Origin of the sequence: Ruegeria halocynthiae (assembly GCF_900106805.1) — a bacterium.
Taxonomy (GTDB): Bacteria; Pseudomonadota; Alphaproteobacteria; order Rhodobacterales; family Rhodobacteraceae; genus Ruegeria; species Ruegeria halocynthiae.
Genome location: NZ_FNNP01000002.1, coordinates 203,456 through 216,333 on the forward strand (window position 1 = coordinate 203,456; position 12,878 = coordinate 216,333).

General features: G+C 57.5%; 9 protein-coding genes. 3 read left to right on the top strand and 6 right to left on the bottom strand.

Going from position 1 to position 12,878, the window contains the following annotated elements; all coding sequences use genetic code 11:
• Positions 1 to 63: 63 nt before the first annotated feature.
• The 6 genes from BLU89_RS10070 to BLU89_RS10095 all read right to left on the bottom strand — a co-directional run bounded on the left by BLU89_RS10070 (position 64) and on the right by BLU89_RS10095 (position 9,630).
• Complete coding sequence (locus tag BLU89_RS10070; RefSeq protein WP_074736705.1) at positions 64 to 1,776, bottom strand: ABC transporter ATP-binding protein; 1,713 nt, start codon at positions 1,774 to 1,776, stop codon at positions 64 to 66.
• A 4-nt stretch (positions 1,777 to 1,780) separates the two neighbouring features.
• Entirely contained in the window at positions 1,781 to 2,731 is a 951-nt protein-coding gene (locus BLU89_RS10075) for an ABC transporter permease (RefSeq protein ID WP_074736706.1), read from the bottom strand.
• Entirely contained in the window at positions 2,728 to 3,705 is a 978-nt protein-coding gene (locus BLU89_RS10080) for an ABC transporter permease (RefSeq protein ID WP_074736707.1), read from the bottom strand. Before BLU89_RS10080 ends, BLU89_RS10075 begins: the two co-directional genes overlap by 4 nt.
• A gap of 92 nt (positions 3,706 to 3,797) precedes the next feature.
• Positions 3,798 to 5,363, bottom strand: coding sequence for an ABC transporter substrate-binding protein (locus BLU89_RS10085; RefSeq protein ID WP_074736708.1), 1,566 nt, complete (start codon positions 5,361 to 5,363; stop codon positions 3,798 to 3,800).
• Positions 5,364 to 5,512: 149 nt separating this feature from the next.
• Positions 5,513 to 7,093, bottom strand: a complete 1,581-nt coding sequence (locus BLU89_RS10090; RefSeq protein ID WP_074736709.1) for an ABC transporter substrate-binding protein — start codon at positions 7,091 to 7,093, stop codon at positions 5,513 to 5,515.
• Positions 7,094 to 7,323: 230 nt separating this feature from the next.
• Positions 7,324 to 9,630, bottom strand: a complete 2,307-nt coding sequence (locus BLU89_RS10095) for a Tex family protein (protein ID WP_074736710.1) — start codon at positions 9,628 to 9,630, stop codon at positions 7,324 to 7,326.
• Between the two features lie 169 nt (positions 9,631 to 9,799).
• Here BLU89_RS10095 and BLU89_RS10100 point away from each other — a divergent pair, with 169 nt between their 5' ends.
• Genes BLU89_RS10100 through BLU89_RS10110 form a run of 3 tightly spaced genes read left to right on the top strand, consistent with a single transcriptional unit; the run spans position 9,800 to position 12,874 of the window.
• On the top strand, positions 9,800 to 11,266 hold the full coding sequence (locus BLU89_RS10100) for a DUF4153 domain-containing protein (protein ID WP_074736711.1): 1,467 nt from the start codon (positions 9,800 to 9,802) through the stop codon (positions 11,264 to 11,266).
• Positions 11,244 to 11,921 (top strand): response regulator transcription factor, encoded by a 678-nt coding sequence (locus tag BLU89_RS10105; protein WP_074736712.1) that lies wholly within the window; start codon positions 11,244 to 11,246, stop codon positions 11,919 to 11,921. Before BLU89_RS10100 ends, BLU89_RS10105 begins: the two co-directional genes overlap by 23 nt.
• The gene (locus tag BLU89_RS10110) at positions 11,909 to 12,874 is read left to right on the top strand and encodes a sensor histidine kinase (protein WP_074736713.1); all 966 of its coding nucleotides are present in this window, start codon (positions 11,909 to 11,911) and stop codon (positions 12,872 to 12,874) included. The genes BLU89_RS10105 and BLU89_RS10110 overlap by 13 nt, the downstream gene beginning before the upstream one ends.
• The last annotated feature ends 4 nt before the right edge of the window (positions 12,875 to 12,878 follow it).

Here is a 12,878-nt window from a genome sequence, read left to right on the forward strand (position 1 = left end):
TCTGTCGCACATGGGGCATACGCCAACCGGGTGGCAAGTTTTGCCGAATGAAGATGACAAAATCTACGTTTCTTCCACCCCAAGCCCATCGGTCGACAGATCATCAAGTTTCGGCATCAACCGCAACAACTCTTGCGCGTATTCGGTCCTCGGAGCGGCGAACAGATCGCTGGTGCCCTGAACCTCGACGATTTGACCTTGCTTCATCACCGCGACCCGATCACACATTTGGCGCACCACTGGCAGATCGTGACTGATGAACAGCATGGTTAGGCCCAGATGTTCCTGCAGGTCCTTCAGAATGTTCAAAATCTGTGCCTGGATCGAGACATCCAGCGCGCTTGTTGGCTCGTCACAAATCAGGAACCGAGGTTGCGTCGCCAAGGCGCGCGCAATCGAGATGCGCTGGCGTTGCCCTCCCGAGAATTCATGCGGGTACTTCAATCCGGCCTCGGACCCCAGGCCCACCTGATCCAATAACTCATCCACACGGCGCTTGATGTCGGCACCCTGCATAAGACGATGATGGCGGATCGGTTCGGCCACGATCTCATCGACCCGCATCCGTGGATTGAGAGAAGAGTAGGGGTCCTGAAAGATCATCTGGATGTTCTTACGGTACTCGTCTTGAACCGCGCGGTTGTTCAGGTCGCTTACCAGTTGCCCGTCGAATGTGATGGATCCACCGTCCACCGCATAAAGCCCGGCAATCATCCGCGCGACGGTGGATTTGCCTGAACCGGATTCACCCACAACTCCGAATACCTCTCCAGCGCGAATGTCAAAGCTGACGTCATCAACGGCGGTAAAGTAGGTCCGGTCCCAGGGTAGCAGGCCCCGCTTTTGCAGAAACTTTTTGGTCAGGTTGCGAATTTCGAAGATCGGCTTGCTGGCGTCATTGTTCACCTTGGGCCAATGACGCGCCATATCTTCGATGGCAAAGCGTGTTTCCCGCCCGCCGTAACTGATCTGGGGGAAGCGATGTAGTTTCAACGTCGGACGCGGCACTGCCGCGATCAGAGATTTGGTGTACTCATGCTGCGGCTGACCCATCACCTGCGCCGTTGTTCCACTTTCAACAACCTTACCCGCATACATCACAGTTACCCGGTCCGTGGTATCGGCGATCACGCCCATATCGTGGGTAATGAGGATGACCCCGACCTGACGTTCTTGCGCCAATTCCTTGATCAGATCCAGAATCTGCGCCTGAACCGAGACGTCCAGAGCGGTTGTGGGCTCATCGGCGATGATCACATCCGGCTCGGTGCACAATGCCAGAGCGATGACCACGCGTTGCCGCATCCCGCCTGAGAACTGATGTGGGTACTGATCCAGCCGCGTGTCCGGATCAGGAATGCCCACTCGGTCGATCAAATCGCGAGCGCGTTTGCTTGCTTCAGAGTCCGAACCACCCAGATGGGTCTGGATTGTTTCGACCAATTGCTCGCGCACTGTGAACAGTGGATTCAGCGAGGTCAGAGGGTCCTGAAATATCATCGAGATCTTCTTGCCACGTAGCCCCCGCATTGCCTCAGCATCGATCCCGCTGATCTGATCGCCGCCCAACTTGATCTGGCCGCTTGCAATACGCCCCGGTCGTTCCAGCAGGCCCATGACGGCGGCGCCGATGGTGGATTTACCAGCACCGGATTCCCCCACGAGCCCGTGGATTTCGCCGGGTTCAACGGACAGGCTGGCGTGATCCACCGCCGTAAACAGCTGGCGGCGGGTCGGGAATTCGACGGTGAGATCTTGGATGGTCAGGAGGCTCATTGATTCACCGCAATTTAGGGTTCAGCGCATCGCGCAACCAGTCGCCCAGCAGGTTGACCGATAGGGCAAGGGCCAACAAAGTGCAGGCAGGGAAGAATAGAATCCACCACTCGCCCGAGAACAGGTAGCCCTGACCGATCCGAATGAGTGTGCCCAGTGACGGCTGGGTCGGGGGGGCGCCGACGCCCAGAAAGCTTAGCGTGGCTTCGGCGATGATGGCCAATGCCAGAGAGATGGTGGCAATGACCAGAACCGGGCTGAGAACATTCGGCAGGATATGGCGGAACATGATCGGGAACGATCCGCGCCCGATCAGGCGCGCGGCTTGCACATATTCCTTGTTCTTCTCAACCAAGGCCGCACCACGGACCACACGCGCAAATTGCACCCAATCCGACAGGGCAATCGCGATTATGAGAACGTAGATCGCCATCTCGTTGCGGTATTCCGGCGGGGTGATCCCCTTGGCGATCCCAAAAATCAACATCGCCACCAAAATGGCGGGGAATGTCAGCTGAACATCCGCGATGCGCATGATAAGAGTCTCGATCCAGCCACCAAAATAGGCCGCTATCAGCCCGAGAACCACTCCGATGATCAGCGCCAGAAGCACAGCAGAAGCACCAACGAACAGCGAAATACGCAACCCGTAGAGGATGGTTGAAAATACATCTCGCCCCTGATCGTCAGTGCCCAGCAAGAAGGACTCTTGCGTGAACGCATTGGGCGTACCCGGCGGTGTAAACCCGTTCATCAGATTCAAGGTAGCCGGATCAAACGGGTTATGCGGCGCGATAAGTGGGGCAAAGAGTGCCACCAAAACCAGCATGACCACGAACAGCGAGGCGATCACGGCCACCGGTGAATGCCGGAACGACCATGCGAAATCACTGTCCCAGAACTTGGCCATGCGCGACTTGGGCGCGGCTTTCGGGGTTTCCATCGTTTCGGTCATGTGGCCCTCGCGTCGACACGCAGACGCGGGTCAATGGCATAGTAAAGAAGATCGACAATCAGGTTGATCGTCACGAACATCACCGAGATCAACATCAGATAGGCGGCCATGACCGGGATATCGACGAACTGAATTGCATTGATGAACAGCAGGCCGACACCCGGCCATTGAAACACCGTTTCGGTGATGATGGCAAAGGCGATGATCGAGCCTAGTTGCAGGCCGGTGATGGTGATCACTGGTACCAGAGTGTTTTTCAGTGCATGACGAAAATTGATGACCCGGTCCGACAGCCCACGGGCACGGGCAAAGCGGACGTAATCGGCGCGCAGCACTTCCAGCATTTCGGATCGAACCAGCCGCATGATCAGCGTCATTTGATAGAGACCTAACGTGATTGCGGGCAGGATTAGCGCCTTCAAGCCGGAGGCCGTCAGGAACCCGGTGGACCAGCTACCAATCATAACTGTCTCGCCCCTCCCGAAACTGGGCAGGAGGTCAAGCTCGACCGAAAAGACATAGATCAGCAGGATACCTATAAGGAACGTGGGAAGTGAAACTCCGATCAACGAAACTGTCATGATCACATTCGCCGCAATTCCTTGTCGTCGGATCGCAGTGAAGACGCCTAGTGCAATGCCCATCGTGATCGCCAAGAAGCCGGACACAAAGGCCAGTTCCAACGTGGCCGGGGCGCGTTCAACCAGGATCGTCGAAACCGGTCGCCCCTGTCGGTAGGAGACACCGAAATTGCCCTGAACAGCGCCCTGCAGGAACTTGGCGTATTGCACCACAAAGGGCTGATCCAGCCCAAGCTCGGTCCGCAGGCGGTCGATATCAGCCTGCGTACGTTCCTGCCCCAGCATGTTGTCGATCGGATCGCCAACAAAACGAAACATCGAAAATGCCACCAATCCCACGACCAGAAGTACGATCACGGACTGGAACATCCTGCGGACGATATATGCGAACATTCGTTTCCCTCGTTGATCGGTCTCTCTAGGCCGTCATTGACCAGATGGTCAAGAGAGCGCCACCAGTCCGACGCGACCTATCTGGCTGCAGGCTAATTGACTGTCACCCATCTCAGCAGAAAGAAGTTATCAGGGCGCTGCGTTACCTCGACATTGCTTTGCGCGCCCCAAACCAGCGGCTGGACATACATCGGGACATAAACCTGTTCGTCCTGAATGATCGCGGCGACCTCATCCAGCATGGCCTGACGTTTAGCCTGATCCAGTTCCGACTGGATCGCAGGCAGCAGTTCATCCACGCGCGGATTGGAAAAACCGCCAAAGTTCCAGCTGCCTAACTTCTTTTCTTCGTTCAGCGTGGCAACAAGGAAGCGGACCGGATGTTCAGCATCGAACGTCCCCGGACTCCATCCCAGCAGATACATATCGTAGTTGTCCTCACGCAGCTCAGGCCAGTAGTTGCGCACCGGCATCGCGTCCAGCTCGGCGCTCACCCCGATCTGAGCCAACATACCAACGATAGCCTGACAGACGGCCTCGTCATTCAGATAGCGGTCGTTGGGGCATTTCAGACCAAACGAGAAGCCATCGGCATAACCTGCCTCGGCCAACAGCGCCTTCGCAGCTTCGACATCATAAGCCGGGCGTTCTGCGTTGGCTTTGGAATACCCGCTCATCGACGGGCTGACGAGTTGCGATGCAGCCTCGGCATTTCCACGCAATATTGTGGCCAGGATGGCATCTACATTAACTGCCTGCGCCACCGCCTTGCGCACGCGCGCATCGCGGAACGGGTTTGGTTTGCCTGCGTCATCGGTATATTTCAACACCTCAGCCTCGTGATCGAAGCCCAGCATGATCACACGTGCCTCGATGCCCTGGATCACGTCAACCTCGCCGCTCTGCTGCAGCCGCGCCACATCCTGAATCGGGACTGGGTTGATCATGTCCACGTCGCCCGACAACAAAGCTGCAACGGCGGTGGCCGGGTTTTGGATGGGGTTGAACTCCGCGCGGGTGATGTTGTGTTCGACCTCACCCCACCAGCCATCATGGGGTTCCAAAACGGATTTCAGGCCCGGCTCGCGTTCTGTCACCTTGAACGCTCCGGTGCCGTTGGTGTTGATCGTGGCGTAGTTGCCGACCTCTTTGTCCGGCACCACGGCATCGTTGGCCTCGGTCCAATCCTGATCCATGATCATCCAGTTGGCGATCGAAGACGGGAATAGAGGGTTGGGTGCGGTGGTCATGATATCAATCGTGTAGTCATCAACCACGACGACATCGCTGACGGGTGCGAACCAACTGCGCGTGTCTGCAGCCTCGCCCGAGGCGCGCTGGTAACTGAACAGCACGTCCCGTGCATCAAAGCCGCTGCCATCGTGGAACGTCACGTCCTCGCGCAGTTTAAAACGCCATCCGTCTCCTTCGCCGATTGGCTCCCAGCTGATGGCAAGCGCGGGCTCAACGCTCATATCCTTGCCGCGCCGAACCAGACCCTCATAGACATTGTTCAGAAACCCAAGCACCGGGGCCGAATTGACCGCGTGCGGGTCCATTGTCTGCGGATCTGTTGTCGAGGCCCATTTGAATTCGGCCGCCTGAGCGGTGCCAGCAAGCAACATGGCCAGGCCAACGGCACTGTTTCTGAGGATCATGGCGAAATCTCCGTGTTAGCGCTGAAACAATCCTGCTTTTTCGCCACCACGTAAAGGCGTTCTCGTATTGAGATCACGGGGCCGTTACTGGCGGCACAAACAAGAACAGGGCGCGAAGCCGCGCCCTGCATACAACCCCGAAGGATCGCTTAGTTCATCTCAAAGTACTTGATCTTCGGAGAATCTTCCGGCTCGACGATTGTGCCGACACCCGATTTCATGCCCCAGTTCAGCACTTGATGGTGGATCGGGATGTAAAGCTGCTCGTCCTGAACAACCTGCCAGATATCTCCGATCTGCTGATCACGCGCAGGCAGATCGGTTTCCGAAGCCAGTGCCACGATCTTGGAATCCAGCTCCGGGTTGGAATAGCGCGTACCGTTCCACGAGCCGTACTTCTCACCCTTGGAATGGACGAGGAAATTGAAAATGTATTCCGAGTCATACGTCGGAACACCCCAACCCAGCATATAGAAATCGGTTTCCAGATTGTTGATCAGCGGGAAGTGCTGTGCCTTGGGCTTGGCATCCAGATTCACTGTGATCCCGATCTGCGCCAGCATACCTACTGCCGCCTGACAGATCGCCTCGTCATTGATGTAGCGGTCATTCGGGCAGTTCAGCGTCAGCGAGAAACCGTCCGGATACCCTGCCTCGGCCATCAGGGCCTTGGCGCCTTCGATATCGGTCGAAGACGAGGCATCCATATCCGCGTCCCAGCCATTCACGAATGGCGGTGAGATCATGCCCGCAGGGGCCGATTGTCCGCGCATCACTACCTGCTGGATCGCATCGCGGTTGATGGCCTTGGACATCGCCTGACGTACACGCACATCCGCCAGCGGGTTCTTTCCGTCCACGCTGTCAGAGGTCAGATCGGCATCACCCATGTTCATACCGAAGAAGATTACCCGGTTCTGCGGCGCGGTGCGCACGTCCAGACCATCGGTTCCGGCTACACGCTCAAGGTCCTGCACCGGAACGTCCTGAATAAAATCTACCTCACCCGAAAGCAGCGCGGCTACACGGGTCGCGGCGTTCTGGATCGGAGTATAGACGATTTCGGTCACCTGAAGCGGGAACTCGTCCTTGCCCCAATAGGTTTCGTTGGCTGCCAGAACCGTTTTTACATCCGGCTCACGGCTGACCAGCTTATAAGGGCCGGTGCCATTTGCGTTCTTGGCTGCAAAGGTGTCCTCACCGCCTTCATAATCCTGAACCTTGACGGCGTTGTTTGCCTCGGCCCAGCCCTTGTCCATCATGAACATGTTGGTCAGGTTGTTGGGCATGATCGGGTTCGGCCCGTCGGTTTCAATCTCAACCGTGAACTTATCAGGCGCACGCACCTCTTTCACCGAGGCCAGCAATTCCTTGTAGTCGGAATCTGGCGTCATGGCGCGGTTCAGCGAGAACACAACGTCTTCGCTGTCAAACTCGGCCCCATCATGGAAGGTCACACCTTCACGCAGTTTGAACACCCAGACATTCGGGTTTTCTTCGGATGGCGCCCATTCGGTCGCCAGCGATGGAACCAGCGCACCGGAATGATCGCGCATCACGAGCGTTTCCATGATCTGGTGCGCCATGGCCGAGGTCGGGCCTTCGTTCTGCGCATGCGGATCCAGCGTCAATGCATCACCGGCGCGGGCCCATCGCAGCGTTTCAGCCGAAGCGCCCGCCGCGATCATTGCCGTCGCGCTGGCGGCAAGCATCAAAGTTTTGAATGACATAAGTCGTCTCCCCATTTTTTTGTTGTGACCGCAATTTCATGCGGTTGGCCGAATTTATAGGCCATCATGGCTGAGCATCATCCAGATCATTTTCCGAGTTGCAACACCTGAATGTCAGCGCCCTATCGTGATTTCACTCTGCTGAGGCGTCCAAGAACGGAAGGATGTATCGGTTTGTTGGCCGGCAGATTGCGCCTGAGCATCTTGGAATTTGAACCTTACGAAGTTGCCTATTGTTTGTTGAAGGCGTCTCTGAGCGCGTCGCCAAACGCACTGTTCTGATCGCTTTGCCCTTTGTGATCGCGCGCGCGGTCCTTTGACTTTGCTGGACGGGATGGTTTTCCGTTTCCTCGCATTGCTTTGTCTTCGCGGGCCGACGCTCCGCCATCTTTGCGCATCGTCAACCCGATGCGTTTACGCGGCACGTCAACCTCAACCACGCGTACTTTGACGACTTGCCCGGTCTTGACCACCTCATGCGGGTCTTTCACGAACCGGTCCGCCAGCTGGCTGACATGAACCAATCCATCCTGATGCACACCGATATCGACAAATGCACCGAAGGCCGCGACGTTGGTCACGGTTCCCTCAAGAACCATACCGGGTTTCAGGTCAGTGATCTCTTCGATCCCATCGGCAAACGATGCTGTTTTGAAACTGGGGCGCGGGTCTCGGCCCGGCTTTTCCAGTTCAGCAAAAATATCTCGAACCGTGGGCAGGCCAAAGGTATCATCAATAAACTGCTCGGCGCGCAGACCTTTCAGCGCCCCGTCATGCCCTATGATCTGACGGATATCGCGCCCACAGGCCGCAACCACGCGCCGCGCGACGTTGTAGGCCTCGGGGTGAACTGACGACGCATCCAGCGGTTCTGATCCATCACGAATACGCAGGAAACCAGCGCATTGCTCGAAGGCGCGCGGGCCAAGGCGGGCCACATTCAGCAGATCTTTGCGTGACCCGAAGGCTCCGTTGATATCACGATGGCTGACGATTGCCTCTGCCAGCCCCGGCCCAAGACCCGAAACATGCGAGAGCAGGGGGGCCGAAGCCATGTTCAGGTCAACACCCACCGCGTTCACCACGTCTTCGATCACCGATTCCAGCGATTGCGACAGGCGGTGCTGATCCACATCGTGCTGGTACTGGCCAACGCCAATGCTTTTGGGCTCGATCTTGACTAATTCTGCCAATGGGTCCTGCAAACGGCGGGCAATCGACACTGCGCCGCGCAGAGAAACATCAAGATCGGGAAACTCACGCGCCGCAAGTTCTGACGCGGAATAGACCGAAGCCCCGGCTTCGGACACAACGACTTTTGTCGGTGCTTTGACGGTCTTGGGCAGCAGTGAAAGCGTATCTGCCACCAGACGCTCCGTCTCGCGGCTGGCGGTGCCATTACCGATAGCGATAAGCTCGATCTTATGCTTGGCGACGAGATTCAGGATCGCCGCCTGCGCACCACGCTGATCATTCTTGGGTTGAAATGGATAGAGCGTTTCCGTTGCAACCACTTTGCCCGTCGAATCCACCGCAGCCGCTTTGACCCCGGTGCGAATACCAGGATCCAGTCCCAATGTTGGACGCGCACCCGCCGGGGCCGCAAACAGCAAGTCTTTGAGATTGCGCGAAAACACTTGAATGGCTTCTTCCTGCGCGCGGCTGCGCAGATCGGCCATCAGCTCTACCATCATCGACAGCGACAACTTAACCCGCCATGTCCAGCCCGCAACCTTGCGCAGCCATTTATCGCCTGGCGCATCGCTGCCTGTGTTCAGATGGGCCGCCACCATCGCCTCGGCACGCGTCGCACCAGTCTCGGGTTCTGGGGCGATGTCGAGCGTTACGACGCCTGCCTTTGATGCACGCAACATGGCCAGCGCCCGATGCGATGGCGTTTTGGACCATGGCTCTGAATGATCAAAGTAATCACTGAACTTGGCGCCTTCGTGTTCCTTGCCTTCGACAACTTTCGCGCTCAGCAGTGCCTCGCGTTGCATGAAGTTGCGCAACTCTCCCAATAGAGCGGCATTTTCGGTCAACCGCTCGGTGATGATATCGCGTGCGCCATTCAATGTGTCTTTGACCGTCGGAACAGCCTCGTTCAGATACCCCTCAGCCAGCGTTTCGGGTTCCACCGAGCGGCTCGCAAGAATGGCATCCGCAAGCGGTTCGAGCCCATTTTCGCGTGCAATCATCGCTTTAGTTCGGCGTTTGGGTTTGTAGGGCAGATAAATGTCTTCCAACTGCGCCTTGGTGTCGGCCCGGGTAATCGATTTCAACAGATCGTCCGTCAGTTTTCCCTGATCCTTGATCGAGGCCAGAATCGCCTCGCGCCGTGCCTCTAGTTCTCGCAGATAAGTCAGGCGGTCAGACAGGGTGCGCAATTGGGTATCGTCCAGGCCACCTGTCACCTCTTTCCGATAACGGGCAACAAAAGGCACCGTCGCGCCTTCGTCCAACAACTTGGCAGCGGCGCCAACCTGTTCGGGTCGCGCGTCAATCTCGGTGGCAATGGTACGGGCGATACGGTCCAAAGTGGCCTCCTGATCAGCGGTTGGAAAATCGTCTTAGCCATCGACAGGCGCAAGGGAAAGGGGCCTTGGGCCGAGAATGTCACCTCTGCACAAAAACTGCACGACAGTTGTGCGGTGATCTGCACCTGCGTGGGCTTCAAAAGGAGCCGTAATAACAAGGAGCAGTATTATGGGACAGTTCATCGTGCGCGGCGTACCCGCCTCGGTTTTACAGGACAGCTGGTGGCTGGATACGCCAGATAGAGATCAGAACAGGGAAGACGGCATAACGGGGCCGGGCAAACGCCACGCCGTGGCCGGATTGGCGATATTAGTCGCGCTGGCAGATGTTCTGTTTCTCGATCATTCACCCGGCGCCTCGCTCGCTGTCTTTGCCTTTGCAGTTGGTGCGGTCGTGTGGACGTTGCTGAGACGCCGTGCAGGCCTGACTGGGCCAGCGATCCTTTTGGTACTCAGCGTGCTGCCGGTGGTGGAGTATGTTCAAGTTCTGTCGATTGCTTTCCTGCTGGGTGGATCGACCGTTGCGCTGTGCTGGGCCGTCCTGGGACAACCAGATAGCCCCTCGGTCCGCCGTTTCCTGCGTCTGTTTCCAGTGCTGGGGGTCCAGCATGGGATTAAGGCTGCACGGCATAGTCATTCCGTTTCCCGGTCTGACGGAGCTGTGCTGCGTGTTTTGCGAGACTGGAGTTTCCCTGTTGGAGGCGCATTGGTTCTGGCCTCGCTGATGGTTTCCGCCAATCCGGTCTTGTTTGATTGGGTCGACCGCATCTGGCGCTTTGACATCAGACTTGACCGGATGCTGTTTTGGTTCGGTGCTGCAATCATGGTCTGGCCCATACTTGCTGTCTGTGTGCAACCCGAACTGCTTGCCCCTCGGTTTGGGCCTCACCGCAAACGTAGCCTGCCAGCCCTGGGATTGAACGGCAAATCCGTTGCAAATGCGCTAATCGTATTCAACCTGCTTCTGGCGGTGCAAACGGGGATGGACATGGCATTTCTCTGGGGGAACGCCGCGTTGCCGAAAGGGATGAGCTATGCTGAATACGCCCACCGCGGGGCCTATCCCCTACTGGCCACTGCCCTGCTGGCTGGCGTATTTGCGCTGGCCGCGCGACCCTATTTAAACGATCGGCAGGGCCTGACAAGATGGATGATGCTGTGGCTGGGACAGAACGTGTTGCTGGTGATCTCATCACTGACACGTCTGTCGCTGTATATCATGACCTATGGGCTGACCTATCTGCGCGTCCATGCCGCGATCTGGATGGCGTTGGTCGCGGTGGGGTTATGCCTGACGGGTTGGCAAACTCTTAAGGGCAAATCAAACCGATGGCTTCTGCTGCGATCTTCGGTTTTGGCGATAGGTGTGCTCTATGCGTGCTGTTTCGTGAATTTCGCAGCCTTGATCGCGCGCTGGAACCTAGCACATCCGACGCAGTTCGATGTTTACTACGCCTGCCAGCTCAACGAGATGGCGGCTGCCGAATTGAAGAAAGACAAGCGGCTCAGCAATTGCAGCATGAGTCCGGTCATCAACAATTGGCGGAATTGGGGCTTTCGCGCGGATCGGGTGATCCGTAGTCTGGCCGCCGAACCAATGCCGGAGATGGCCGATGAAAATCCTCGTCGTGGATGATGACCCGCGCTTGCGAGAGTTGGTCTCGATCACGCTGGAACGCGCGGGTTACCAAACCATCACAGCCCGCGACGGCCAGATGGCGCTGACCCATGCGCTTCGGGAAGCGCCTGATCTGGTCGTGCTGGATGTGGGCCTACCCGAACTCGACGGGCTGGAAGTCTGCCGCCGTTTGCGGGCGCGCTCAGACATTCCTATCCTTTTTCTGACTGCTCGGGACGATGAGATCGACCGGATTTTGGGCCTTGAACTGGGTGCAGACGATTATGTCACTAAACCCTTTAGCCCACGGGAACTCGTGGCGCGGATCAAGGCCATCCTGAAACGCAGCACCAACAGCGGTGCTACTGCGGTCCTGCGCCACGGTCCTGTCGAGCTGGATGTTTCGGGGCATTCCGTCCGGATTGATGGGACCATACTTACACTGACTGCAACCGAGCTGTCGATCCTGCGTCGCTTGATGCAAACCCCCGAGGCCATCGTCTCGCGCCCACAACTCATCGACGCGATCTACGGCGCAGGCAGTCCTGTCGCGGACCGGACGCTGGATAGCCACCTGCGGAATCTGCGGCGCAAATTGGGGGATCAGGGCTGGATCGGCGCCATCGAAACCGTGCACGGCATCGGGCTACGGATGGGCGCATGGCGGGGCTGAGGCGCAAGTGGCGCCCCTCATTGGGGTTTGTTCTGGGCGGCGGGCTTGTGGGCACGCTCGTTCTGTCTCTGCTAGGGCTGATCGCGCTGCGTTATCTTGGGCCCGAGATCGGGTTTCGTAATGCCGCGGGCCTGCTGGCGGTCCTGATCGGATGTGCAACCGCAGTGCTTGGATATCTTATGGTGCGGCTTTTGCTCCGCCCAATTTCGGCACTTGCCGCCTATTCAGGCGCAGTGGAGCTGGGGCATCCCGCTGAGCCGCCCGATCACTTCGGGACGCAGGAATTGTCGCGCCTCGCCGGCTCGGTGCTGAGCATGGCGGATACGTTGCAACGGCGCGAAGCGTCAATCCGTGTGTTTTCAGATCACGTCACGCATGAGCTGAAAACCCCGGTCACAGCGATCCGTGCGGCAGGCGAGTTGCTTGCCGAGGGTAATGCGCTTACGGATCAGGACTGCATGTTGCTGCAACAGATATTGGGCGCAAGCGATCAGATGCAAACGCAGCTTGGCACGCTTAACAGTGTCGCGAAAGCAAGGGTGCCGGAGCATCACGGGGCAGCCACACTCAACAATCTTACCGACGAGATGCGCGCCTCTTGCCCCAAACTTGATCTAATCATTGAAGGGGGCGATCAGACATTGCCTCTTGCGGCCTCGGGCCTCCGTATTGTCGTGCGCCAACTTCTTGACAACGCGCACCGGCACGGGGCAGGGCAGGTGGCACTAATCGCAAAGCCCGGGCGATTGGTTATACAAGACGATGGACCGGGTATATCTGACGGCAACCGTGATCGCGTCTTCAACCCGTTTTTTACGACGGCGCGTGAGGAGGGAGGTACCGGGATGGGCCTGACCATTGTTGCAAATCTGCTGAGCGCCCATGGAGGGCACATTGCGCTGATCCCATCCGATACAGGTGCGTGTTTTGAGATTGTCTTTCCAATGGGTTGAGCAG